Consider the following 23,957-nt stretch of genomic DNA (forward strand, 5'->3'; position numbering starts at 1 on the left):
ATCTCATATCACGGGAATCAAGAGGTCTGAAAGACCCGCCCAGTCTTACAGCCCGGACGGACGTGGCGAGGCCAACGGGTGGCTGGGAAAGGCTTGTGTTGAGTGGTGTCCAGAAGGCTGCCCCCGGGGAGACCTGGCGTCCGGGAAGACGGGGGGCCAGGCCTTTTGGCCAGTGCGATGGAGGGGATGTCCGTACACTGGGCGGGAACCCCTTTCCGCGTTCGCGGCGGCCCCAGGAAAGGCGGGGAGGGTTGCTGGTCCTCCCCGTGAGTGGATGCAGGTACCCTTCGACTTCCAGAAGCTCTTCGAGCTGTCGCCCAATCCCTACATGCTGGTGGACCGGGACCTGCGGTACGTCACGGCGAACACGGCCTACCTGCGGGTGACCGCCAGCCGGCTGGAGGACCTGGTCGGGCGCACCATCTTCGAGGCCTTCCCGCACGACCCGGACGACCCGAACAACGCCAGCACCCGGATGCTGCGCGATTCGTTCAGCCGCGTGCTGACGGAGCGCACGCTGGACACGCTGGCGCTCATTCCCTACCGGGTGCCCCGCCAGACGGACGCGGGCGTGGTGCTGGAGGACCGTTACTGGAGCGCCACGCACACGCCCCTGTTTGATGGGCGGGGAGAAGTGGCCTTCATCCTCCAGCACACCATGGACGTGACGGAGCTGCAGCAGCTCAAGCGCGCCGTGCGTGACGCGGAGGCGTCACTGGATGGGGGGCCTCGCACGCAGCTGATGAGCGGGGTGCTCGCGCGTGCCCAGGCGGTGCAGGAGGCCAACCGGGTGCTGGACGACGAGCGCCGGCACCTGCGGCGCCTGTTCGAACAGGCGCCGGGCTTCATGTGCTCGCTCAAGGGGCCGGAGCACGTGTTCGAGCTGGCCAACCGCTCCTACCTCCAGCTCGTGGGACACCGGGAGCTGCTGGGCAAGACGGTGCGGGAGGCCCTGCCGGAGGTGGCCGGGCAGGGCTTCTTCGAGCTCCTGGACCGGGTGTTCAAGACGGGCGAGCCCTTCGTCGGGCACAACATGGGGCTGTACCTGCAGCGCGAGCCCGGGGGGCCGCTGGTGGAGGCCTTCCTGGACTTCGTCTACCAGCCCATCATCGAGGTGGATGGGAGGGTCTCCGGCATCTTCGTCCAGGGCCACGACATGACGGCGCAGAAGCGGGCGGAGGATGAGCTCGCGCGACACCGCGACCACCTGGAGGACCTGGTGCGCGAGCGCACGCGGGCGCTGGAGGAGAGCGAGGCGGAGCGCCGCCAGGCGGAGGCCGCGCTGCTCCAGGCGCAGAAGATGGAGGCGGTGGGCAAGCTCACCGGCGGCGTGGCGCATGACTTCAACAACCTGCTCCAGGTGGTGAGCGGGAACCTCCAGCTGCTCCAGCGCGACACGGTGGGGGACTCGCGCGCGCAGCGGCGCCTGGAGACGGCGCTGGGCGCGGTGGAGCGCGGGGCGCGGCTGGCGTCGCAGCTGCTCGCGTTCGCGCGCAGGCAGCCCCTGGCGCCCACGGCGCTCAACCTGGGCCGGCTGGTGCGCGACATGGACGACCTCTTGCGCCGCGCCCTGGGCGAGGACGTGGAGGTGGAGACGGTCATCGCGGGCGGGCTGTGGAACACGTCCGTGGACCGCAACCAGCTGGAGAACGTCATCCTCAACCTGGCCATCAACGCGCGCGACGCCATGGACGGCCGGGGCAAGCTGACCATCGAGGCCGGCAACGCGATGCTGGATGACCACTACGCGATGCTGCACCCTGAGGTGACGGCGGGGCAGTACGTGCTGCTGGCCATCTCCGACACGGGCACCGGCATGTCGCAGGAGGTGATGCAGCGCGCGTTCGAGCCGTTCTTCACCACGAAGCCGGAGGGGCGCGGCACGGGCCTGGGGCTGAGCATGGTGTATGGCTTCGTGAAGCAGTCCGGCGGCCACGTGAAAATCTACAGCGAGCTGGGCCACGGCACGTCCATCAAGATCTACCTGCCGCGCACCTTCCAGGCGGCGGCGCAGCCGGCGGAGAACGGACCGGGGCCGGTGGAGGGCGGCACGGAGACCATCCTCGTGGTGGAGGACGACGCGGCGGTGCGCGCCACGGTGGTGGAGGTGCTCACGGAGCTGGGCTACCGCGTGCTCAAGGCGCACGACGGCCAGAGCGCGCTCGCGGTCATCCAGAGCGGCCTGCCGGTGGACCTGCTCTTCACGGACGTGGTGATGCCGGGACCGGTGCGCAGCCCGGAGCTGGCGCGGCTGGCGAAGGCGCACCTGCCGGACCTCGAGGTGCTCTTCACGTCCGGCTACACGGAGAACGCCATCGTGCACGGCGGCCGGTTGGACCCCGGCGTGAGCCTCTTGTCCAAGCCGTACCGGCGTGAGGACCTGGCGCGGAAGATCCGCGCGCTCCTGCGCGGACGCGAACAGCGGCTGGCCGCGAAGCCGTACCGTGCGCTCACGCCCGTGCCCGCCGAGGCTCCGTCCAAGGGCGCGCTGCGCATCCTCCTGGTGGAGGACGACGCGGACATCCGCGAGTCCGCGTCCGAGCTGATGATGGACCTGGGGCACACCGTGCTCGCGGTGGAGAGCGCGGAGGCGGCGAGCGAGGCGCTGGCGAAGGAGTCCTTCGACCTGCTCTTCACGGACGTGACGCTGCCGGGCAAGTCCGGCGTGGTGCTGGCGCGCGAGGCCGTGCGGCGCTACCCGTCCCTGCGCATCATCATCGCGTCCGGCGATTCGCGCGCGGTGGCGGCGGAGGATGGCCAGGCGCTGGAGCGCGTGGTGCTGCTGCCCAAGCCCTATGACCTGAACCAGATGGAGCGCGCGCTGGAGCAGGCGGCCATGGACGCGGTTTCCGCCGCAAGGACGCGGCCGGCATGACGGACGTTCGAGCCCGGACGGGCGAAACCATCTACGTGTCCACGCTGCCGGGCCTGGAGCCCGCGCTGGAGTCGGAAGCGCGCGAGCGGGGGCTGTCCTTCCGGCGCGCGGAGGGCGGCATCGAGTGCGAGGGCCCGGCGGGCCTGCACCAGGCGGCGAACCTGCACCTGCGCACCGCGAGCCGCGTGCTCCTGCGACTGGGCACCTTCACGGCGCCCACCGCGGACGCGCTGGTGCAGGGGCTGCAAGCGCTGCCCCTGGCGGGCGTCTGGGACGGCAAGGTGCCGCTGCGGCTGTCTGTGACCTTGCACCGCTCCGTGGCCCCGGGGCCGGCCGTGGTGCTGGAGTCCGCGGCCGTGGCCTGGGACCCGTGCGAGGTGACGGTCGCGGGGCACCTGGACGAGGAGGGCGGGGGGCCGGAGCTCACGCTGCTGGTGCGCGGCGAAGGCGAGCGCTGGACGGTGAGCGTGGACACGTCCGGTGCTCCCCTGTACCAGCGCGGCTACCGGCAGGAGGTGGGGCGCGCGCCCCTGCGCGAGACGCTGGCCGCGGGCATCCTCCGGCTCGCGGGCTACGCGGGGGACGTGCCGCTGGTGGATCCGATGTGCGGCTCGGGCACGTTCCTGGTGGAGGGCGCGTGGCTGTCCCAGCGCCGCGCACCGGGCCTGCTGCGCACGTTCGCGTTCCAGTCCTTCCCGTCCTTCGACAAGGCCGCGTGGGCGCACCGCCGCGCGGAAGCGGAAGCCGAGGGGCTGGCGGAGCCTCGCGCGCCCATGCGCGGCTACGACCTCAACGCGGGGGCGCTGGGCACGGCGCGGCGCAATGCCAGACGCGCGGGCGTGACGCTGACGCTGGAGCGGCATGACCTGCGCACGCTGAAGGCCCCGCCGGACGCCCCCGGGCTCGTGGTGGCCAACCCGCCCTACGGCAAGCGCGTGGGGGAGGTGGAGGACCTGCCGGAGCTCTACCGCGCGTTGGGCGCGACGTTGAACGGCGCGTTCCGCGAATGGCGCAAGGCGCTCATCGTCCCCGAGGAGCCGAAGCTGGTGGCGGCGCTGGGACTGAAGGGCGCGCGCTCGCTCAACGTGAAGAACGGCGGGCTGCGCTGTCTGCTGTTGCTATCGGGCGCTTGAGCTAGAGCGGCAGCACCAGCTCGAAGCGCGCGCCGCCCTCGGGACGCGCGCCCGCGCGCACCTTGCCTCCGTGCGCGAGCACCACGCGCCGCACGATGGCCAGGCCCAGGCCGCGGCCGTTGGCGCGGGTGAGGAAGAAGGGCTCGAAGACGCGCTGCGGATCCAACCCGGCGATGCCCGGGCCCTCGTCCTCCACGACCAGTGACACGCCGTCCGGCACGCGGCGCACCGCCACGCGCACCGTGCCTCCGTGCGGCGAGGCCTGGATGGCATTGCGCATCAGGTGCGTGACGGCCAGCTGCAGCAGCGTCTCGTCGCCGGACAGCTCCGGCACGTCCGGCGCCTCGTCGAAGGCCACGCGCGGCTTGGGCAGCTCCTCCCGGCCGTGGAGCAGCTGCGCGAGCGCGCGGTGCACCAGCTCGCCCAGCGACACGGGGCGCGGCCGGGGCTCCAGCGGGCGCACCGCGTCCAGCAGGTCGCGCACGATGTCCTCCAGCCGGATGGCCTCCTCCTCCAGCATCTCCACGGCGGAAGCGCCCGCGGGCCCCAGGCGGGGCTCGCGCTTGAGCACCGCCACCGTGTTGAGGATGGCGCCCAAGGGGTTGCGCACTTCGTGGGCCACGACGCCCGCCGCCTCGCCCAGCGCCGTCAGCCGCTCGCTGGCGATGAGCTCGCTCTGCAGGCGGGACACCTCCGCGAGCCGCGCCTCTGCCGCGCGGTGGTGCCGCACGTTCTCCAGCGCGCCGCCAATGAGCTGCGCGAACAGCTCCAGCGCTCCCGCGTTCGCGGGCGTCAGCGTGGTGGACTGCACCGCCAGCACGCCGAAGGGCTCGTCCCCCACGAAGATGGGCGCGTCCAGCGCGCGTGAGCCCGGCGGGTAGATGCGCTGGATGTTGTCCGCCACCTCCGGCGAGTGCAGCCGCCGCGCCATGCTGAACGCATCCGGATGGAACACCGCCCTGCGGCTCGTGAGCACCTCTTCCAGGTGCGGCATCCCCGAGCGGGGGAAGCGCACCGCGTGCACGTCTTGCCCGTACAGCAGCGACGCCGCCGCCAGGCTCTCCGCCTCCTGGCGCATGGGCCCGTGGCGCAGGAAGTCCCCCTCCAGCAGCATCACGGAGACGTAGAAGCCCTGCCGGTGCAGGGACTCCACCGCCAGCTCCAGCACCGAGCCCTCGTCGCGGCAGCGCAGGAGCTCCGCCGCGGTGGCCACCAGCATGGTGGACAGCGTGCGCACCGCGTCCCCGCCCTCCGCGTCCAGCAGCAGCACGAGCTGCTCCTCCGGCACGCGGCCCGGCGCGGTGACGGGGGAGAGCACGTGCTGGCGTCCGTCCGCGCCGCGCACGCGCACCCAGGCGGGCCGCGCCGGCGCGGGCTGCTCGCCGCGCATCAGCGCTTCGCACAGGGGCTCCACCCAGGCGCGCTCCTCCGGTCCGAAGTGCGCGGCGAGCTCCAGCAGCGACGGCAGCTCATCCTCTCGCAGGCCCAGCAGCGTGCGCAGCGCGGTGTTGGTGAACACCAGCCGGTCGCCGCGAATCACGAACAGCGGCACCGGCAGCGCGGGCAGCAGGTCATCCAGCGTGCCGGGCGGACCGGAGACGCTCATCGCCGCCCTTTCGTTCCAGGGGAACGGAGGCCCGGAGGCAATCGCCTCGCGGGTGCGCCGTAGGAAGGGATGAAGGCGTTGAGCACTGGAGGAAACACCATGAACTTCGCGAACGAGTTGGACCGCCGGGACCTGGAATTGAAGTCCGTCATGGCCGTGTGGGTCGCCTTCGTGGCGATGGGCGCGGTCTTCCTGGGTCAGTTGTTCTAGGCCCCGAGCGGAAGCGACCCGCCCGGGAGCCTGTCAGGGCTTCTTGGTGCGGCGGACGTACTGCTGGATGAAGTCCCGCTCCTCCGCGCGCAGCGAACTCAGGCGCAACCCGTAGCCGCGGGGGTTCTTGCCGTCGTCCAGGGAGTTCTCCCAGATGACGGAGCTGCGCAGGGTCATCACACGCTCCGGATCATCGAAGCGCAGGGTCAGCTCCACCTGCGTCCCCAACCGCAGCGGTCGGTCCGTGCCGATGAACAGGCCGCCCGACGACAGGTTGATGATGCGGTGGTCGGTGAAGATGCCCGTGTTCTTCATCGACACCTTCACGTCCGCGTGGAGCCGGTCGTCCGAGCGGCGCTCCAGGCCCACGAACTCGGCGCTCGAATACGAGGGCGCGGGGGCGGCCATGGGGCGCCGGATGGGCGCGGGAGGCGGCGGCGCGGGAGCCGGCGCGGGCGGAGGAGGCGTCACCGGACGCGTCGTGGGCGTCATCACCGGCGGAGGCCGGGGCGGCGCGGGCGGAACCACCGGACGCGTCATGCTGCCCGGAGCGGGCGTCGGCGGAATCGAGGCGGCCACCGGACGCGTCATGCTGCCCGGAGCGGGCGTCGGCGGAATGGAGGCAGCCACCGGACGCGTCATGCTGCCCGGCACCGGCGTCGGTGGAATGGAGGCAGCCACCGGACGCGTCATGCTGCCCGGAGCGGGCGTCGGCGGAATGGAGGCAGCCACCGGACGCGTCATGCTGCCCGGCACCGGCGTCGGCGGAATCGCGGCGGCCTGCGGCGTCATCACCGGCGGCTGGCGCGCGTGGGGCGCGGATCCACTCAACGGCAGCGGCGAGGCCGGCGGCGTGCCGCCCATGTCCAGCCGGGGCGGCGGGGGCGCGGGCGGATGCATCGCGCCCTGGAGGAAGAGCGTCTCCGCCTCGCGGATCCGCCGCGAGAGGAAGTCGAAGATCTCAACGGAGACCTTGCGCAGCTCCGGATGCAGATCCGGCGACAGGTGCTCCGGTGAGAAGCGCTTCGCCATGCGGAAGAAGGCGAGCCGGAACTCATCGAGCGACGCCTGCGGCTTGAGCCCGAACACCTCGTGCGGCGGCAGGTGCAACAGGCCGCGCAGCTGGTTGCGCAGACGCTCGGCCTGCTGGCTCTCGATGGAGGGCGTGGGCGCCGAGATGGTGAACAGGTCGCGCACCTCCGGGAGCTCCTGGAGCGCGACCCAGTTCGTGCCGTCGCGCGACGCGCGCACGGCCGTCTTCAGGCGACCCGAGGAGATGAGGTCGCGGAAGGCTTGCAGTTGCAGGGGGCCCAGCACGCGGCCGAGCGAATCTCCCACCCAGTAACCGACAACAGATGACGACACGGGGACCTCGGCGGAATCAGGACGCGAGCGCCTGGCGTACGGCGGCGGCAATCTCCAGGGGATGGAAGGGCTTGCCCACGAAGCCCATTGCCCCCGCGGCAATGGCCTGCTCCACCACCGGCTCCGCGTCCATGCTGCTGATGACCAGGACGCGCGTCTCCGGCGAGACACTCTTGATGGCGCCCAGCACCTCCAGGCCGCTCTTCTTCGGCATGAAGAGGTCCAGGAACATCACCGCCGGCTGCTCCTTCTCCGCCAGCGCCAGCCCTTCCTCCCCGTCCGCGGCTTCCAGCAGCCGCAGGTCGATCCCCGTGTCCGCGATGACGTCCTTGAGGATGCGACGCACGAAGCTGTCGTCATCCACCAACAGCAGGGTAGGTAGTCCAGGCATGGGCGGCAGGATACATAAGACGCGCGACGTTTGGGCGCGCGCATCCCACGTGCCTGCTCGGCTTTTGGGTTAAGGGGTGGGTATGTCCACCAATCCCGCGCTGTCCCATTTCGAGTCCCACAAGGCCGCGTACCTGGAGGACCTCAAGGCCCTCGTACGCATACCCAGTGTGTCCTTCCCCGGGTTTGACGCCTCCCTCGTGCGCAAGAGCGCGGAGGCCACCGCGGCCCTGTTGAAGGACCGTGGTTTTGAAAACGTTCAGCTGCTCGAAATCGAGGGCGCGCACCCGTATGTCTATGGCGAGGTGCTCAAGGCGCCGGGCCGCCCCACGCTCCTCCTCTACGCGCACCACGACGTGCAGCCCGCGGGAGACGAAGCGGCCTGGAAGAGCCCTCCCTTCGAGCCCGAAGAGCGCGACGGCCGCCTGTACGGACGCGGCGCGGCGGACGACAAGGCCGGCATCGTCGTGCACACCTCCGCCGTGGACGCGTGGCTCAAGAGCACCGGCCAACTCCCACTCAATGTGAAGGTCATCATCGAGGGCGAGGAGGAGGCAGGCAGTGACCACCTGGGTGCATTTCTCCAGAAGCACGCGAAGCTGGTGGCGGCGGACGCCATCGTGTTGACGGACACGACGAACTTCGACACGGGCCTGCCGTCCATCACCACGGCGCTGCGCGGGCTGGTGACGGTGGACGTGGAGGTGCGGGGGCTGCACCAGGCGGTGCACTCCGGCATGTGGGGCGGGCCCATTCCGGATCCGGCGATGGCGCTGTGCCGGATGCTGGCGACGCTGACGCACGCGGATGGCTCCATCGCGATCGAGGGCGTGATGGAGCAGGTGAAGCCGCTGACGGACGCGGAGCGCCAGAGCATCCAGGCGCTGCCCGGTGACGACGCGACCTTCCGCGAGCAGGTGGGCCTGCGCGAAGGCGTGCAGCTCCTGGGCGGCGGGCGGCACCCCTGGGAGACGAACTGGCGCCAGCCGAGCCTGGCCATCAACGCCATCCAGGCCAGCAGCCGCAAGGACGCGCGCAACATCGTCGTGGAGTCCGCGTGGGCGCGCGTGGGCATCCGCGTGGTGCCGGACATGGATCCGGAGGACGTGCAGCGCCGGCTGGTGGCGCACCTGAAGAAGGTGTGCCCGTGGGGCCTGGAGCTGGAGATCCGCGAGGACCAGGCGTCCGGCTGGTGGTACACGGATTCGTCGCACCCAGCCTTCCAGGCGGCGTTCCGCGCGCTGGAGAAGGGCTACGCGAAGAAGCCGGTCACCATCGGGTGCGGTGGCTCCATTCCGTTCGTGGAGCCGTTCGCGAAGGAGCTGGGCGGCGTGCCCGCGCTGCTCATCGGCGTGGAGGATCCGTACACGTACGCCCACTCGGAGAACGAGAGCCTGCACCTGGGCGACTGGGAGAAGGCCATCCGCTCCGCCATCCACCTCTATGAGGAGCTGGCGAAGTCGCTGACCCCTCGCGGCTGAGCGCGGTCCCCTAGAGGCCGCGGAAGCGGTCCGTGGCCTCGATGAGGGCGGAGGTGTTGCCGGGCTCGTTGGCGGAGTGGCCCGCGTCCGGCACCATCACGAACTGGGCCTCTGGCCACGCGCGGTGCAGGGCCCACGCGCTCTCCGGCGGGCACACCACGTCGTAGCGGCCCTGCACGATGACGGCGGGGATGTGGCGGATGCGGTGCACGTCGTCCAACAGCTGGGTGTCCGTGCGCAGGAAGCCCTTGTTGAGGAAGTAGTGGCACTCGATGCGCGCGAAGGCGATGGCGAAGTCGTCGCCCGCGTTGCGCGCGATGAGCTCCGCGTTGGGGTACAGGCAGCTGGTGCGGCCCTCCCACACGCTCCACGCCTTCGCGGCCTCCTGCTGCGAATGCTTGTCGTCGCCCATCAGCCGCTTCGCGTAGGCCTGGAGCAGGTCGCCGCGCTCGTCCTCGGGGATGGGGGCGAGGAATTGCTCCCACGCGTCCGGGAACATCGCGCCCGCGCCGCGCTGGTAGAACCAGTCGATCTCCTGCTTGCGCAACAGGAAGATGCCGCGCAGCACCAGCTCCGTGACGCGCTCCGGGTGCGCTTCCGCGTACGCGAGCGACAGGGTGCTGCCCCATGAGCCGCCGAAGAGCAGCCAGCGCTCCAGGCCCAGGTGCTCGCGCAGCCGCTCCATGTCCGCCACCAGGTCCCAGGTGGTGTTCTCCTCCAGGCTGGCGTGCGGCGTGCTGCGGCCACAGCCTCGCTGATCGAAGAGGATGATGCGGTACACGCTGGGGTCGAAGAAGCGGCGCTGCTTCGGGTCGGTGCCGCCGCCCGGGCCGCCGTGCACGAACACCGCGGGCTTGCCCTCCGGGTTGCCGCTCTCCTCGAAGTACAGCGTGTGGCCCCCGGTGACCTTCAGGTGGCCGGTGCGGTAGGGCTCGATGGGGGGATAGAGCGTACGCAGCGGCGTGGGTGCGGGCACGGGGTTCCTTCCTTGGGAAAAAGGTGCCGCGCAACCTAACAACAGGCGACGCCGGCGGGGCGAGCCGTTCAGAAATACCACGTCGGCCCGAGAACGAGTCGCCACGGTCCTCCTTCGACGGAGGTGCTGCGCTGATGCGTGCCGCCATCGCGCTCCTGGAAAATTTCACTCTGGAGCGGCCGCCGTGCCCTGGTCGTCTCCCCTCAGGGCTTCGGAGGTTCCGGCGGCTTGGGCGCGGGAGGCACGCCGCGTCCGGCCTGGGCCACCATGCGCACCTCGGCGTTCTCCCCGAGCGCGAAGCCGTCGCCCTTCGTCTCCAGGTCCGTCGCCTCGATGACGTCACCGCGCTGGAGGTGGAAGAACTTCTCGTTCTTCTCCGAGCGGTGGCGCTCCTGCATCGCCAGGCCCACGCGCCCCTCCGGCCCGCAGCCGATGTAGCGCTGGCGGCCCTTGCCCTCCAGCGACTCGCTGACGATGCGGAACAGCCGGCCCGGCGGCGGCTCCGGCCAGGCCTCGCCCTTGGGCGCCAGCAGCAGGTAGCTCATCTTGAGCGATTCCTTGTGGAAGCCCGCCGCGCGCGCCAGCTCCTCCACCACGCGGGGCATGGGCCACGCGCGCTCGGCGTGGCACCAGTCCGTCTCCTTCACCAGCGCGGGGCACGCGCCGCGATACATGCACGGCGCGCGGATGGCGTAGCCGCGCTCCACCATCAGGTCGCGCACCTTGAGCAGGTTGCGGCTCGTCTCGCGCAGCGCGGGCTCCATCACCAGCAGGCTGCCGCCCTTCTTCACCTTCGCGAGCACCGACTCCAAGAGCGCCGCGCGCGGCTTCAGCGCTTCGTCCGTCGCGCCGTACAGCTCGTTCACGACGTGTCCCATCGTGATGAGGTCGTACTGGCCCTCCGGCAGCGTGGCGTTCTTCTTCAGCGGATCCCACTCGCGCGTGGCCATGGCCTCGCCGGCCTCCGTGGCCAGCTCGCGCGCCAGGTTCAGCGCCGGCTTGCTGCGGTCCGCGGCCGTCACCTCGCTGGCGCCCGCGTCCATGGCCGCGAAGGCCACGGGGCCCGGGCCGCTGCCCAGGTCCAGCACCTGGCGGGGGCGGTTCGGCAGCTCGCCCAGTACCTGGCGCGCCTGGGCGTAGGACACAGGCCAGTAGAAGAGGAGGTAGGCGCCCAACAGGCGCGGGTCATCCATGTACCGGGCGCCGGCCAGCTGGCGCTCGCGGGTGAGGCCGTGGGACAGCTGCTTCACGCCCGCGCCCACCTCCTTGACCTCCTGCGGCGTGAGGCGGCCTTCCGGGCCTTCCCGGCCCCGGGACGCGCGCCACACGGAGATGAGCCGGGGCAGCCATCGCTCCAGGTCCTTGCTGTATGCGTTGCTCATCGTTGCCTTCACATCAGGGGTCGCCACCCGGAGGCGACCGCGTTAAACCCATCCCGCCATGATTTCCGTCCGCGGACTGCGCAAGCACTATCAGGTCCACAAGCGCCCGCCTGGCCTGAAGGCGGCCCTGCGCTCGCTCGTCCACCGCAGCTATACGACCGTCAAGGCCGTGGACGGCATCTCCTTCGACATCAAGCCCGGCGAGCGCGTGGGCTTCCTGGGCCCCAACGGCGCGGGCAAGACGACGACGCTCAAGGTGCTCGCCGGCCTGCTCCACCCGTCCGAGGGCGAAGTCACCGTGGATGGCCACGTGCCCCGGCTGCGCGAAGAGGCGTTCCTCAAGAAGATCATGCTGGTGATGGGGCAGAAGCAGCAGCTCCTGTGGGATTTGCCGCCGTCGGAGACGTTCGAACTCAACCGCGCCATCTACGACGTGCCCCGCCTCCAGTACAAGCAGACGCTGGAGGAGCTGGTGTCGCTCCTGGAGCTGGGGGACCTCATTGGCAAGCCCACGCGGCAGCTCAGCCTGGGGGAGCGGATGAAGTGCGAGCTGGCCGCGGCCCTCATCCACCGCCCCCGGGTGCTCTTCCTGGACGAGCCCACCATCGGCCTGGACGTGTCCATGCAGGTGACGATGCGCGCGTTCATCAAGGCCTACAACGAGCAGACGGGCGCCACGCTCATCCTGACCAGCCACTACATGGACGACGTGGCGGCGCTCTGCCCGCGGGTCATCGTCATCGACAAGGGGCAGCTGTCCTACGACGGCAGCCTGGACGCACTGGTGCAGCGCGTGCGCCCGGAGAAGCGCGTGGTGCTGCGGCTGGGCCAGCCGGTGGACGCGGGCCTGCTGACGGCGCTGGGCAAGGTGGTGTCCCATGAGCCGGGCTCGGCGGTGTTGCAGGTCCAGCAGGACGCGGTGAACGCCACGGTGGGCCGCGCGCTGTCCACGCTGCCGGTGACGGACCTGACGGTGGAGAACGCGCCCCTGGAAGAGGTGATGAGCGAGCTGTTCCAGGAGGGCAAGGCGCGCCGGGCGGAGGCCGCCCGGGAGGCGGTGACGGCGTGAGCCTGCGCACGGCCCTCAAGGCGCTGCCCACCATGCTGCGCATCGGCTTCTCCGGGGCGGTGGCCTACCGCGCGGAGATGATCATCTGGGTGCTGGCCACCACCATGCCGCTCATCATGCTGGCGCTGTGGTCGGCGGTGGCGCGCGGCGGGCCGGTGGGCCGCTTCGGACAGGCGGAGTTCACGGGCTACTTCCTCGCGGCCTTCTGCGTGCGGCAGATGACCAGCTCCTGGGTGGCATGGCTGGTCAGCTACGAGGTGAAGCAGGGCACGCTGGCGATGCGGCTCCTACGCCCCATCTCCCCGCTGCTGGCGTACGCGACGGAGGTGCTGGCGGGCATCCCGCTGCGCGTCGCCATCGTCCTGCCCGTGCTGGGCATCAGCCTGTGGGTGGCGGGCGCCGAGCGCGCCGTGCCCACGTCGCTGGGAGGCTGGGGGCTGTTCGCGCTGGGCATCACGGGCGCGTGGCTCATTACCTTCTATCTGAACGTGCTGCTGGGCACGCTGAGCCTGTTCCTGGAGAGCAGCCAGAAGCTGATGGAAGTCTACATGGTGCTGTTCTTCGTCTGCTCCGGGTACATGTTCCCGGTGGAGTTCTTCCCGCCCGGCGTGCGCACGGTCATGGAGTGGTTGCCGTTCCGCTACCAGCTGGGGCTGCCGGTGGAGCTCATGACGGGGGCGCATTCGGCGAAGGACGCGTGGGCGCTGCTCGGGGCGCAGTGGACATGGGTGTTGGGCCTGGGCGTGGTGTCCTTGACGGTCTGGCGGCGGGGCCTGGCGCGCTTCGCGGCGTTCGGAGGGTAGGGCGGTGGTGAACGCGAAGCGCTACCTGCGCCTCCTGGGCGTGCAGCTGAAGGCCTCTGGGCTGTTGGCGTTGCAGTACCGCGCGGACTTCCTGGCGGAGGGGCTGACTTCGCTCGCGTGGACGTTCACCGCGCTGGCGCCGCTGTTCGTCGTCTTCGGGACGCGGCCCAGCATCGAAGGCTGGACGTTCCAGGAGTCGCTGCTGGTGGTGGGCTGGTTCACGCTCTTGCAGGGCGTGCTGGAGGGCGCCATCAGCCCCAGCCTCACGGGCATGGTGGAGCACATCCGCAAGGGCACGCTGGACTTCGTGCTGCTCAAGCCGGCGGACGCGCAGTTCCTGGTGTCCACGCAGCGCTTCCTGCCGTGGAGAGCGGTGAACGTGCTGTCCGGCGTGGGGCTGTTCGTCTACGCGTTCGTGTCGCTGGGGCGCTGGCCGTCGCTGCCGGGCGTGTTCGCGTCGCTGGTGTTGCTCGGGACGAGCATGCTCATCCTGTACTCGATGTGGATCCTCGTGGTGAGCGCGGCCTTCTTCGTGGTGAAGGTGGACAACCTCACGTACCTGTTCACGTCCATCTTCGACGCGGCCCGCTGGCCGTCCTCGGTGTTCCGGGGCTCGCTGGCGTGGGTGTTCACCTTCATCATCCCGCTGGCGCTGATGACCACCTTCCCCGCGCTGGCGCTGCTGGGCCGGCTGCCGTGGACCTGGCTCGTGGGCGCGGTGGTGGGCTCGGTGGCATTCGCGGCGGTGGCGCGGTGGGTGTGGTTGATGTCCATCCGCCACTACACGTCCGCGAGCAGCTGAGTCCTCAGGGCCGGGGCGCCTGCCGGGCCCACTCCGCGCGCACCACGTGGGGCAGGAGCTTCGCGTAGGCGTAGCCGGGGTAGCGCTCCTTCAGCTTCGCCTCCACCGCGGCGAGCGGATCCGCGCTGGGGTGCTCCGAGCGCCGCTCGCGGGTCACCTCCTCGCGCACGGCCTGGACGTAGGCGGCCTGCGCGTCCAGCAGCTCCGGCCCGCCGGGAAGGCCGCGCCCCGGGTGGATCCACTTCGGCTTCAGGGCGCGCAGCTCGTCCAACCGCTGGAGCCACTCGGTGGTGTTGCCGCCTTCGAACCAGGTGTGCGTGTCCCGCGCGACGAGGCCGCCGGTGAAGACGTGGCCCTCCCATTCCACGACGACGTGGGCCGCGCTGGAGCCCGCGCCCAGGACGTGGGCCTTCAGCGTGAGGCCGGCCGCGCTCAGCTCGCGGGTGCTGTCACCGAAGCTGTCCGCGAGCACGAGCTCCCGCGGATAGCGGCCGTTCCAGTACTGCTTGAAGAGGGAGGGCGCCCACTTCTCGTGGACCGCGGGGATGCGCTCGCGCACCGGGCCGGAGGTGACGACGGGGACGCCCAGCTCCTTGAGGAGGGCCGCGCCGTTGAAGCTCTCCGGATTCGCGTGGAGGACGATGGCGAGCTTCGCCTCCTTGCCGGTGACGTCCTTCGCGAACGCCAGCTCCTTGCGCAGCGCGGAGGGCAGCAATTGCGTGTCGATGAGGACCAGGCCCTCCGGTCCTTCAATCCAATAGGACGCGGTCTGGAGTGACCACTCGGAGGAGATGAATTCGCCGACCCGGAGGTCGCCCTGCTCCTGGAGGGAGTGGGAGCGGTAGTGCGTCTCGACGACGGGCTGGGTCGCGCCGCAGCCCCACAGGAGGGTGGCCAGCACGGCGGAGAGAATCATTCTCATGAATCCCGATGATACCCGCGGGTGCTGATTGATAGGAATTCCGCTTGTTGTCTTTCCTCCGTCTGGGTTAAGGGCCGCCCCCCCATGCGGTGAAAGCCGCATCCCCCATGAAGTGAAGGAAGTCCCCCTCGATGACCCGTATCCGTTTTCACGGCCTGCTGGCCGCGCTCGCGCTTGCGTTCGCGCCGGCCTGTGCCCCCGAAGCACCGTCTTTCATTGACCCTCCCTCCACCTCCACCTCGCGCCTGGACGCGTCCTCATGGGGCAGCGCCGGCACCATGGCCTCCGTGCGCGTGGACGCCACGGCCACCCTGCTGCGCAATGGCTACGTGCTCGTCGCGGGCGGAGGCACGTCCGCCGTGGAGCTTCATGATCCGCGCACCGGCCGCTGGTTCTCGCTGGGCGCCATGGCCACGAGCCGCCAGCGCCACACCGCCACGCTGCTGGCCTCCGGCAAGGTGCTGGTGGTGGGCGGAGGCACCTCCGTGCTGGCCTCGGCCGGCGCGGAGCTCTTCGACCCGGACACCAACAGCTGGTCCGCCGCGACGGGACTGGACCTGCCCCGTTCCCAGCACACCGCGACGCTGCTCCCCGACGGCCGGGTGCTGGTGGTGGGCGGCGACAGCGGCTTTGGCAATGCGCTGTCCAGCGTGATGCTCTACTCCCCCGCGACCCACTCCTGGTCCGTCACCGGCCGGATGAGCGCGGCCCGCCTGGGCCATGCGGCGACGCTGCTTCCGGATGGGCAGGTGCTGGTGACGGGCGGCCGGGACAGCGCCAACGGGAACGTGCTCGCGACGGCGGAGCGCTACAACCCCGCGACGGGTGAGTGGACGGCGGTGGGCAGCATGGTCACGCAGCGCACGGGGCACTCGGCGACGCTGCTGCTGTCCGGGCAGGTGCTGGTGGCGGGCGGCTTCGCGGGCAGCCTCGCCACGAACACGTCCGAGCTGTTCGACCCGGGCACCGGCACCTGGACGCCCCAGGGCCTGCTGCCGTCCCAGTCCGTCTTCCACACCGCGACGCTGCTCCCCTCCGGGCAGGTGCTGGTGGCGGGCGGCTCCACGGGCGGCCAGCCCTACCTGGACAGCGCCGCGCTCTACACTCCGGCCACCGGCATCTGGGCGGCGACGGCGATGATGTCCTCGCGCCGCATCAGCCACGCCGCCACGCTGCTCCCGTCGGGTGAGGTCCTCGTGCTGGGCGGCGTGCCCCAGGCGGGTTCGCTCAGTGCGTCCGCGGAGCGCTACCGCCCGTCCGCCCTGCCGTGGAGCACGGCCGCGAGCCTGGGCTCCGCGCGCTCGCAGCTCAGCGCCACCCGGTTGAACACGGGCGACGTGCTGGTGGCGGGCGGGGCGTCCTCGTCGGGCGCGGCGCTCGTGAGCGCGGTGCTGTACGACGAGGCGAACAACAGCTGGCGGGACACCGGCTCGCTGCGCACCGCGCGCTTCCTGCACTCCGCCACGCCGCTGAATGACGGCCGCGTGCTGGTGAGCGGAGGGCAGCGGGACGCCTCCACCTGGCTGTCCGCCACGGAGGTGTACGCGCCCGCCACGGGGACGTGGACGCTGGTGGGAGACCTGGGGACGGGACGGGCCCGTCACACCGCGACGCTGCTCCCGGGCTCCGGGCAGGTGCTGGTGGCGGGCGGCGCGTCGGGCGCGAGCACCTCCTCCACGCTCGCCAGCGCGGAGCTGTTCAACCCGGCCACGGGGACCTGGAGCCCCACGAGCGCCATGGGACACGCGCGCACGTACCACGCGGCCGTGCCGCTGCCTTCGGGCGAGGTGCTGGTGATGGGCGGCAGCTCCACCGGGGCGGACGCCATCACCGCGAGCGCGGAGCTGTTCAATCCGGCCACGGGCACGTGGCGGCCCACGGCGTCCATGGCGGTGGCGCGCTACGGCCACATCGCGGTGGCGCTGGGCAATGGCAGCCAGGTGCTGGTGGCGGGAGGCTGGGGCGTGGATGGACCGCTGCGCTCGGCGGAGCTCTACGACGTGGCGAGCGGCACCTGGAAGACCGTCGCGTCGATGAACATGCCGCGCTACCTGCCGCACGCCACTGCGCTGTCCACGGGCCGCGTGCTGGTGGTGACGGGGGAGGGCGGCTCGGGGTTGGGCGTGCTCGACTCGGCGGAGGTGTATGACGTTGCGATGAACGCGTGGACGCTCGCGGGCGTCCAGTCCACGCGCAACACGCACCACGGACTGGCCCTGCTGCCCTCCGGCCGAGTGCTGGTCGCGGGCGGCAGTGGAAGCGGCGGCGCTCGCGCCACCGTCGACGTGTACACACCGGCGCCTTGAGCCGGAGGCCGGCACGGGGCGGGTTCATGCACTGCCTGCCCCGTGTTGCTTTGGGGACTCAGGCCCCCGCGTGCGGTGCTTCGTGCGCCGCGTCCCTGCGGGCGTAGTACGCGAGGCATTCATCCTCGCGCCCGCGCACCACGCGTCTGCCTTTGAGCGGGCCGACGTGGGAGGTCACCACGGTGACCTGGCCTTCCACGTCGTCCTGGTCGTAGTAGAGGACCACCCAGTCATCCGTGGCGTTCTGCTGGTGCGCCAGCGCCGTGTTGGAGAACAGCGCGCGGAAGTTCCAGTCGTCCATGTGCTCGCGCATCACCGGCAGCCAGGCCTCGCCGGAGGGATTGAAGCGCTTGGGCGCGATGCGACGCAGCTCCCCGGCCTCCGCCCTGCGCCGGTAGTCCGCGTCCACCCGCAGCAGCAGCGCCACCGACGGACGCGGCCCGTCCTCACCCCCGTGAGAGCGCGCTCGTTCGCGCTCGCGCCGGTTGCGCCCCAGCCGCGCCGCCAGCACCTCGCGCACCTGCTCCGCGCGCCGGGGCCCGAAGCCCTCCACACGTTCCAGCCGTCCGTCGTGCGCGGCCAGCTCCAGCGCCTCCAGCGTCGTGATGTCCAACGCGTCATGGATGCGCTTCGCCAGCTCCGGTCCAATGCCGGGCACGCTGGCGAGCAGGCTCTCAGGGGACGCGTCACCCTCCAGCCGGTCGAGCAGCCCCAGGTGGCCCGTGCGCACCAGCTCCGTGACCGTGGCCGCGATGCTCTTGCCCACGCCGGGCAGCGCCCGCAGGCCTGCCTCTCCCTCCGCCGCCAGCACCTGCGCCACGGAGTCCGGCCAGTTCGCGATGGTCGCCGCCGCCTTGCGGTAGGCCCCTATCCGGAAGGGCATCGCGTCCTGCGTCTCCAGCAGGTCCGCCACCCGCTCCAGCGCGTCCGCGATGTCGATGTTGCTCTTCCATTCAACGCCCATGGTACCTGGAAGGTAGGGACCCACCGGGAGGACAGCCACCCCGCGCGCCGACACCGGCGCACACGGCGGACCCTCACGAGCGGAAATTCCCCGCCCCGCGTCCGCCGGGTTGGCAGGGACAGCAGGCAGTCATGCGAACCTTGCGACCGGGAGGATGACCATGCGCTGGAGCAAGACATTGGCGGTAGCCGCGACCCTGGTGCTGTCGGCGGGGTGCCGCGTGGATGATCAGGAAGCCTTGGAGGCCCTGCCGGACTTCGCGGGCACGTCGCTCGAAATCAACACGGACGCGCTCGCGCAGGACGGCGCCGCGCTCGTGGCCCAGGACCTGGGGCAGGTGGAGGCGTCCCTCGATGGCCAGGGCGCCGCGATGCTGGAGGGGGCCCGCCTGGAGGTGAAGGCGCTCAACGACACGCTCCGGCTGGCGCTGGTGCCCATCGCGGACCTGGCGAAGCAGGCCGCCAACGAGCAGCCCCATGATGTGTATGTGTACGGCCCCCAGGAGCGCGCCAACGCCACCTTCAAGCTCTCCATCCACAAGGACCCGCGCGAGGCCCAGCGCTACGAGTGGAAGTTGGAGGCCCGTCCGCTGAACAGCACGGACGACGCCGCCTACAAGCTCATCGCCGCGGGCGCGCTCAAGCGCGACGGCGAGGCGCACCGCGGCCGGGGCACGCTGGCCATCTCCCTGGACAACCTGAAAGCGGTGGCCCCGTCCCACCGGGGCAGGGGCAAGCTGATGATGTCGTTCGCCCACTTCGGTCAGGGCAGCAAGTCGCTGGCGTACCGGCTGGAGAGCTTCACCCCGAACCGAGACACGCATGAGGCCGTCACCGGCTCCTTCGTGGGCCACAGGCTCCAGGCCACCGGCGTCACCCGCGTGCGCGTGCTCGCCCCGTACAACCTCCCCAACACCGCGACCTCCGAGAAGGAGTGGGTGCTCTCCACCGTGCGCCACATCCCCGGCACCGGCGGCCGCGCGGACGTGCGCGCCTGGGGCGGCAACATCCCGGAGAACGGCTACTACCTGGGCATCTCCTGCTGGGACGCGCAGGAGAAGGAGCTCTACCGCGTCCTCGTCGACTGCGGCGGGGGCTTGGGTTGCATGGATGTGCCCGGCAGCCGCGTGGGCAGCAGCCAGGCCTGCCCCGCGGTGGAGCTGCGCGGCGACCTGATGCCCCCCGAGGGCACCGGCAACGACCTGACGCCCGAGCCCGGCAACCCCGGCGCGCCCGGCATCGTGCCCGGCGACGTCACCGCCGAGTTCTAGGGCAGGGCGGACGCCACCACCGCGTCCGCTTCAATCTCCACCAGCATCCGCGGGTCGATGAGCGCCTTCACCTCCACCATGGAGGTGGCGGGGCGGATGGCCGCGAACACCTCACCGTGGGCGCGGCCAATCTCCTCCCAGCGCGAGATGTCGGTGACGTACATGCGTGTGCGCACCACGTCCTCCAGCCGGGCGCCCACCGCCTCCAGGGCGGCGCGGATGTTGGATAGCGCCTGGGCCGCCTGCCGGTACGCGTCCCCTTCACCCACGAGCTGGCCGGCCGCGTCCGTGGCGGTGGTCCCGGACACGGACACGAAGGGGCCCGTGCGGACCGCCCGCGAGTAGCCCACCCGGGGCTCCCAGGGGGTGCCCGTGGCATGGAGGATGCGCTGCATGGCGTGCTCCGATGTGGGCTTGAGGGAGGGCTGCCCCGGAGGGCCGGAGCCCGGCCGGACCTCCAGGCGCTGCTTGCACAGCTGCAAGGAACGACCGCCCGTGATAGTTGGCCTCGGATCATGGCCAACGAGCTCGAGAGGGAGGTCGCCCGGCGACGGACCTTCGCCATCATCTCCCACCCCGACGCGGGAAAGACAACCCTGACGGAGAAGCTGCTGCTCTACGGCGGCGCCATCCACCTGGCCGGAAGCGTGAAGGCCAAGCGGGCGCGTCGCCACGCGACCAGCGACTGGATGGAGCTGGAGAAGGAGCGCGGCATCTCCGTCACCTCCTCCGTGCTCCAGTTCAGCTACCGCGACCACGCGGTGAACCTGCTGGACACCCCGGGCCACCAGGACTTCTCCGAGGACACCTACCGCACGCTGTCCGCCGCCGACGCGGCGGTGATGCTCATTGACGCGGCGAAGGGCGTGGAGCCCCAGACGAAGAAGCTCTTCAAGGTGTGCCGCATGCGCGGCATCCCCATCTTCACCTTCGTCAACAAGCTGGACCGCTTCGGCCGCGAGCCGCTCGACCTGATGAACGAGTTGGAGCAGGTGCTGGGCATCCGCTCGTACCCCATGAACTGGCCCATTGGCATGGGGCCGGAGTTCCGGGGCGTCTACGACCGGCAGGCGCGCGTGGTGCACGTGTTCTCCGCGGAGGGCTCGCACGGCGAGTCGGAAGTGTCGGAGCGCTCGGTGCCCATCGACTCGGAGGAGATCAAGACGGTCCTCACGGAGAACGAGCTGGCGAAGCTCCGGGAGGACATCGAGCTGCTGGACATCGGCGGGGACGAGTTCACGCGCGAGAAGTCGGACGCGGGCCAGCTGTCGCCCATGTTCTTTGGCAGCGCGATGACCAACTTCGGCGTGCGGCCCTTCCTGGACGCGTTCCTGGACCTGGCGCCCGCGCCCACGTCGCGCCCCACCACGCAGGGCCCGCGCGAACCCACGAACCCGAAGTTCGCGGGCTTCGTCTTCAAGATCCAGGCGAACATGGACCCCGCGCACCGCGACCGCATCGCGTTCATGCGCGTGGTGTCCGGCCGCTACGTGAAGGGCATGAACGCGTTCCACTCGCGCCTGGGCAAGGAGGTGCGGCTCGCCAAGCCCAGCCAGTTCATGGCCGCCGAGCGCACGTCCATTGAAGACGCGTGGCCGGGGGACGTCATCGGCCTGTTCGACCCGGGGCTGTACCGCATCGGCGACTCGCTGGCGGAGGGCGCTCAGGACGTGCTGTTCGAGGGCGTGCCGCGCTTCAGCCCGGAGTTCTTCGCGGTGGTGCGCTCGAAGGATCCGCTGCGCCGCAAGCAGATGGAGAAGGGCCTGGAGCAGCTGTCCGAAGAGGGCACGGTGCAGATCTTCCAGCAGCTCGCCATGGGCATGAAGGACCCCATCGTCGGCGTGGTGGGCGCGCTCCAGTTCGAAGTGCTCCAGTACCGCCTGGAGCACGAGTACGGCGCGAAGATCGCCCTGGACCGGCTGCCCTTCAGCCACGCCCGGTGGGTGGTGGGGCAGAACTTCGAGCCGAAGTCGTTCGACTGGGAAGGCAACCGCCAGACGGTGCAGGACCGCGACGGGCTGCCCCTGGTGCTCTTCCGCGACGACTGGGCGCTCCAGCACGCCGAGGAGAAGCACCCGGAGCTGAAGTTCCTCTCCGAGGCCCCGCTCCTGCGCCAGTCCGCGTCGGCCGCGACCGGCAGCTAGGAACGCTTTAGGGCCGGGGGAAGGCCCCCCGGCCCGGAAGCGGCTACTTGTGCGGCACCACGGTGCCGCCGCGGAAGGCGGAGTCGCGCAGCACCAGCCCCTCCTTGAAGAGGCGCGCGGCGCGGTTGCCCACGAAGAAGTCCTTCGGGTCACCCCGGCGGAAGGTCTTCTTCACGAACTCCTCCACCTCCATGTAGAGGCGGCGGAACTTGTCCGGGGCCGCGTCGCGGCGGCCCGTCTGGGACGTCACCTCCAGCTCCACCCACATCTTGCCGCTGAGCAACTCGCCCTCTTCGTTGCGGCGCGAGCGCTCGATGAAGATGACGGGCGAGCGCACCTCGTCGATGCGCCAGAAGCCCTTGTCCGGGCCGCGCTTCACCTTGTCCACCATGGCGGGGCCAATCTCGCTGGCCACCAGGTAGAGGTCCTCCTCCGGCAGACGCGGGATGTTGTCCGGGGTGGCCCGGAAGGGCACCCAGTCCGGCGGCACGCGCCGGGGGTAGACCTCCAGGACGTGCCGCTCCAGGTGACGGAAGAAGGCGACCTCGTCGTCGGGTGCCATGAAGAATTGGAGGATGTTGGCCATCGCGGGCGTCCTCATACCCTGGAAGCGCGCTAGAAACACAGGCCATGGACTCCTGGCTGCGCTCGCGGATGCATGAGCTGAACGACCTGAACAGCGTCATCAACCTGGCTTCCTGGGACCGGGAGGTCTACCTGCCCTCCAAGGCGGCCTCCGGCCGCGCCCAGCAGCTGGCCACCGTCCAGGCCATCCACCACGAGCGGCTGGTGGACCCGCGCCTGGGGGAAGCCCTGGCCCGCGCCGGGGAAGGGGGCCCGGACTTCGAGGCCCTCACGCCCGACGAGCGCGCCATGGTGCGCGTCCTCACCCGGGAGCGCGACCGCGCGGTGCGCCTGCCCGCCCGGCTGGTGACCGCGCTGGCGGAGGCGCAGGGCGAGGGGCTCCAGGCCTGGCGTGAGGCGCGCACGACGAAGCGCTTCGAGCGTTTCCAGCCCGCGCTGTCCGCGCTGCTGGCCTTGCGCCGCGAACAGGCGGACGCGCAGGGCCACGACGGCGAGCGCTACGACGCGCTGCTGGAAGGCTTCGAGCCCGGCATGCGCGTGAAGCGCCTGACGCCGGTGCTCACCGCGCTGCGCGACGCGCTCATCCCCATGGTGGCCGCGCTGGGCGAGCAGAAGCGGGCCTTCCCCGCGTTCCTCTCCGGCCGCACCTACGACACCGGCCAGCAGTGGCAGTTCACGATGCGGCTGCTCAAGGCCGTGGGCTTCGACCTGGAGTCGGGCCGTCAGGACGTGAGCATCCACCCCTTCACCAACAGCGTGCACGCGCAGGACGTGCGCCTCACCACGCGCCTGGATCCGACGTGGCCGCCGGCCGCCCTCTTCGGCACGCTCCACGAGGCGGGCCACGGCCTGTACGAGCAGGGCTTCTCCGCGGAGCACCACCGCACGCCGCTGGCGTCCGTGCCCTCCATGGGCCTGCACGAGTCCCAGTCCCGCCTGTGGGAGAACCTGGTGGGCCGAGGCCGCGCCTTCTGGGTGAGCCACTTCCCCGCGCTGAAGGAGTCCTTCCCGGAGGCGCTGGCGGACGTGGACCTGGACGGCTTCCACGCGGGCATCAACCACGTGGTGCCGTCGCTCATCCGCGTGGAGGCGGATGAGGTGACGTACAACCTGCACATCGCCCTGCGCTACGAGCTGGAGCTGGCGATGCTGCGCGACGAATTGCCCGTGTCGGAGCTGCCGTCCGCGTGGAACGAGCGCATGCGGCGCTACCTGGGCATTACGCCCCCGGACGACACGCAGGGCGTGCTCCAGGACATCCACTGGGCCTGGGGCGAGCTGGGCTACTTCCCCACGTACTCGCTGGGCAACCTGTACGCGGCCTCGCTGTACGCCGCCGCGAACCGGGCGCTGCCGTCGCTGGAGGCGGACCTCGCCAGGGGCGACACGTCGTCACTGCTGGGGTGGCTGCGCGCGAACCTGCACTCGCACGGCTTCCGGCTGCCCGCGGAGGAGCGCGTGCGCGCCATCACCGGCGAGGGGCTCACGGACCGGGACTTCCTCCAGTACCTGCGCGCGAAGTATGGCGCGCTGTACGGCATCAAGCTCTAATCCCCTTCAGGTAAGTCCATGAAGGGAGAGCCCTGCGTGGGCAAAGAAGCCACGCAGGGCCGCATGATGGCGGCCGAGGCGTCCGAATGCAGCGCGCACCTGGCGCAGTAGCTGCGCGGTCGA

The 23,957-nt window shown here is 70.9% G+C and carries 19 protein-coding genes; 10 read left to right on the forward strand and 9 right to left on the reverse strand.

The window, feature by feature from the left end; genetic code table 11:
• Window positions 1-274: 274 nt before the first annotated feature.
• Both D7V80_RS08655 and D7V80_RS08660 read left to right on the forward strand, forming a co-directional pair.
• Window positions 275-2,875 carry a response regulator gene (locus D7V80_RS08655; RefSeq protein ID WP_120587703.1) on the forward strand — a complete coding sequence of 867 codons (2,601 nt, stop codon included), beginning with the start codon at window positions 275-277 and terminating at the stop codon, window positions 2,873-2,875.
• A complete protein-coding gene (locus tag D7V80_RS08660; RefSeq protein WP_120587704.1) occupies window positions 2,872-4,008 on the forward strand; it encodes a class I SAM-dependent RNA methyltransferase in 1,137 nt (378 codons plus the stop codon). The genes D7V80_RS08655 and D7V80_RS08660 overlap by 4 nt, the downstream gene beginning before the upstream one ends.
• A 1-nt stretch (window position 4,009) precedes the next feature.
• On the opposite strand, the gene D7V80_RS08665 is transcribed toward D7V80_RS08660, so the two are convergent.
• The 3 genes from D7V80_RS08665 to D7V80_RS08675 all read right to left on the reverse strand — a co-directional run bounded on the left by D7V80_RS08665 (window position 4,010) and on the right by D7V80_RS08675 (window position 7,580).
• Complete coding sequence (locus D7V80_RS08665) at window positions 4,010-5,614, reverse strand: ATP-binding protein (RefSeq protein ID WP_120587705.1); 1,605 nt, start codon at window positions 5,612-5,614, stop codon at window positions 4,010-4,012.
• 243 nt (window positions 5,615-5,857) lie between these two features.
• A complete protein-coding gene (locus D7V80_RS08670) occupies window positions 5,858-7,189 on the reverse strand; it encodes a TIGR02266 family protein (RefSeq protein ID WP_120587718.1) in 1,332 nt (443 codons plus the stop codon).
• Window positions 7,190-7,205: 16 nt separating this feature from the next.
• A complete protein-coding gene (locus D7V80_RS08675; RefSeq protein WP_014399331.1) occupies window positions 7,206-7,580 on the reverse strand; it encodes a response regulator in 375 nt (124 codons plus the stop codon).
• A gap of 82 nt (window positions 7,581-7,662) precedes the next feature.
• Between D7V80_RS08675 and D7V80_RS08680 the strand changes: the two genes are divergently transcribed.
• Entirely contained in the window at window positions 7,663-9,060 is a 1,398-nt protein-coding gene (locus D7V80_RS08680; protein WP_199738451.1) for a M20/M25/M40 family metallo-hydrolase, read from the forward strand.
• Window positions 9,061-9,070: 10 nt separating this feature from the next.
• On the opposite strand, the gene pip is transcribed toward D7V80_RS08680, so the two are convergent.
• Both pip and D7V80_RS08690 read right to left on the reverse strand, forming a co-directional pair.
• Window positions 9,071-10,036, reverse strand: coding sequence for a prolyl aminopeptidase (gene pip / locus D7V80_RS08685; RefSeq protein ID WP_120587707.1), 966 nt, complete (start codon window positions 10,034-10,036; stop codon window positions 9,071-9,073).
• Window positions 10,037-10,239: 203 nt separating this feature from the next.
• Entirely contained in the window at window positions 10,240-11,418 is a 1,179-nt protein-coding gene (locus D7V80_RS08690; protein ID WP_120587708.1) for a small ribosomal subunit Rsm22 family protein, read from the reverse strand.
• A 58-nt stretch (window positions 11,419-11,476) separates the two neighbouring features.
• Between D7V80_RS08690 and D7V80_RS08695 the strand changes: the two genes are divergently transcribed.
• From D7V80_RS08695 to D7V80_RS08705, 3 genes are read left to right on the forward strand one after another with little or no spacing between them, the layout of a single operon-like run.
• Window positions 11,477-12,487 (forward strand): ATP-binding cassette domain-containing protein, encoded by a 1,011-nt coding sequence (locus D7V80_RS08695; RefSeq protein ID WP_120587709.1) that lies wholly within the window; start codon window positions 11,477-11,479, stop codon window positions 12,485-12,487.
• Window positions 12,484-13,290, forward strand: coding sequence for an ABC-2 family transporter protein (locus tag D7V80_RS08700; protein WP_120587710.1), 807 nt, complete (start codon window positions 12,484-12,486; stop codon window positions 13,288-13,290). The genes D7V80_RS08695 and D7V80_RS08700 overlap by 4 nt, the downstream gene beginning before the upstream one ends.
• 7 nt (window positions 13,291-13,297) lie before the next feature.
• Entirely contained in the window at window positions 13,298-14,092 is a 795-nt protein-coding gene (locus D7V80_RS08705; protein ID WP_120587719.1) for an ABC transporter permease, read from the forward strand.
• Window positions 14,093-14,096: 4 nt separating this feature from the next.
• Here D7V80_RS08705 and D7V80_RS08710 read toward each other — a convergent pair whose 3' ends face one another.
• Window positions 14,097-15,008 carry an MBL fold metallo-hydrolase gene (locus D7V80_RS08710; protein WP_120587711.1) on the reverse strand — a complete coding sequence of 304 codons (912 nt, stop codon included), beginning with the start codon at window positions 15,006-15,008 and terminating at the stop codon, window positions 14,097-14,099.
• Between the two features lie 137 nt (window positions 15,009-15,145).
• Here D7V80_RS08710 and D7V80_RS08715 point away from each other — a divergent pair, with 137 nt between their 5' ends.
• Window positions 15,146-17,320 (forward strand): kelch repeat-containing protein, encoded by a 2,175-nt coding sequence (locus D7V80_RS08715; RefSeq protein WP_233585218.1) that lies wholly within the window; start codon window positions 15,146-15,148, stop codon window positions 17,318-17,320.
• A gap of 58 nt (window positions 17,321-17,378) precedes the next feature.
• Here the strand turns inward: D7V80_RS08715 and D7V80_RS08720 are convergent, their stop codons facing one another.
• Window positions 17,379-18,284 (reverse strand): helix-hairpin-helix domain-containing protein, encoded by a 906-nt coding sequence (locus D7V80_RS08720; protein ID WP_120587712.1) that lies wholly within the window; start codon window positions 18,282-18,284, stop codon window positions 17,379-17,381.
• A gap of 160 nt (window positions 18,285-18,444) precedes the next feature.
• Between D7V80_RS08720 and D7V80_RS08725 the strand changes: the two genes are divergently transcribed.
• Window positions 18,445-19,554, forward strand: coding sequence for a hypothetical protein (locus D7V80_RS08725; RefSeq protein ID WP_120587713.1), 1,110 nt, complete (start codon window positions 18,445-18,447; stop codon window positions 19,552-19,554).
• On the opposite strand, the gene D7V80_RS08730 is transcribed toward D7V80_RS08725, so the two are convergent.
• Window positions 19,551-20,036, reverse strand: coding sequence for a RidA family protein (locus D7V80_RS08730; protein ID WP_233585219.1), 486 nt, complete (start codon window positions 20,034-20,036; stop codon window positions 19,551-19,553). The two genes, D7V80_RS08725 and D7V80_RS08730, sit on opposite strands and share 4 nt — an antisense overlap.
• Window positions 20,037-20,069: 33 nt before the next feature.
• Between D7V80_RS08730 and D7V80_RS08735 the strand changes: the two genes are divergently transcribed.
• Entirely contained in the window at window positions 20,070-21,698 is a 1,629-nt protein-coding gene (locus D7V80_RS08735; protein ID WP_120587714.1) for a peptide chain release factor 3, read from the forward strand.
• 43 nt (window positions 21,699-21,741) lie between these two features.
• Here D7V80_RS08735 and D7V80_RS08740 read toward each other — a convergent pair whose 3' ends face one another.
• On the reverse strand, window positions 21,742-22,284 hold the full coding sequence (locus tag D7V80_RS08740) for a hypothetical protein (protein ID WP_014399318.1): 543 nt from the start codon (window positions 22,282-22,284) through the stop codon (window positions 21,742-21,744).
• A gap of 44 nt (window positions 22,285-22,328) precedes the next feature.
• Between D7V80_RS08740 and D7V80_RS08745 the strand changes: the two genes are divergently transcribed.
• A complete protein-coding gene (locus tag D7V80_RS08745; protein WP_120587715.1) occupies window positions 22,329-23,834 on the forward strand; it encodes a carboxypeptidase M32 in 1,506 nt (501 codons plus the stop codon).
• The last annotated feature ends 123 nt before the right edge of the window (window positions 23,835-23,957 follow it).

It is taken from the genome of Corallococcus sp. CA054B (assembly GCF_003611625.1).
Lineage (GTDB): Bacteria > Myxococcota > Myxococcia > Myxococcales > Myxococcaceae > Corallococcus > Corallococcus coralloides.

Coding starts and splice junctions, on each gene's coding strand:
- D7V80_RS08675 (WP_014399331.1), bottom strand. CDS start 7,580: ATGCCTGGACTACCTACCCTGCTGTTGGTGGATGACGACAGCTTCGTG.
- D7V80_RS08680 (WP_199738451.1), top strand. CDS start 7,663: ATGTCCACCAATCCCGCGCTGTCCCATTTCGAGTCCCACAAGGCCGCG.
- D7V80_RS08690 (WP_120587708.1), bottom strand. CDS start 11,418: ATGAGCAACGCATACAGCAAGGACCTGGAGCGATGGCTGCCCCGGCTC.
- D7V80_RS08660 (WP_120587704.1), top strand. CDS start 2,872: ATGACGGACGTTCGAGCCCGGACGGGCGAAACCATCTACGTGTCCACG.
- D7V80_RS08720 (WP_120587712.1), bottom strand. CDS start 18,284: ATGGGCGTTGAATGGAAGAGCAACATCGACATCGCGGACGCGCTGGAG.
- D7V80_RS08695 (WP_120587709.1), top strand. CDS start 11,477: ATGATTTCCGTCCGCGGACTGCGCAAGCACTATCAGGTCCACAAGCGC.
- D7V80_RS08725 (WP_120587713.1), top strand. CDS start 18,445: ATGCGCTGGAGCAAGACATTGGCGGTAGCCGCGACCCTGGTGCTGTCG.
- D7V80_RS08735 (WP_120587714.1), top strand. CDS start 20,070: ATGGCCAACGAGCTCGAGAGGGAGGTCGCCCGGCGACGGACCTTCGCC.
- D7V80_RS08665 (WP_120587705.1), bottom strand. CDS start 5,614: ATGAGCGTCTCCGGTCCGCCCGGCACGCTGGATGACCTGCTGCCCGCG.
- D7V80_RS08710 (WP_120587711.1), bottom strand. CDS start 15,008: ATGATTCTCTCCGCCGTGCTGGCCACCCTCCTGTGGGGCTGCGGCGCG.
- D7V80_RS08745 (WP_120587715.1), top strand. CDS start 22,329: ATGGACTCCTGGCTGCGCTCGCGGATGCATGAGCTGAACGACCTGAAC.
- D7V80_RS08715 (WP_233585218.1), top strand. CDS start 15,146: ATGACCCGTATCCGTTTTCACGGCCTGCTGGCCGCGCTCGCGCTTGCG.
- D7V80_RS08655 (WP_120587703.1), top strand. CDS start 275: ATGCAGGTACCCTTCGACTTCCAGAAGCTCTTCGAGCTGTCGCCCAAT.
- D7V80_RS08740 (WP_014399318.1), bottom strand. CDS start 22,284: ATGGCCAACATCCTCCAATTCTTCATGGCACCCGACGACGAGGTCGCC.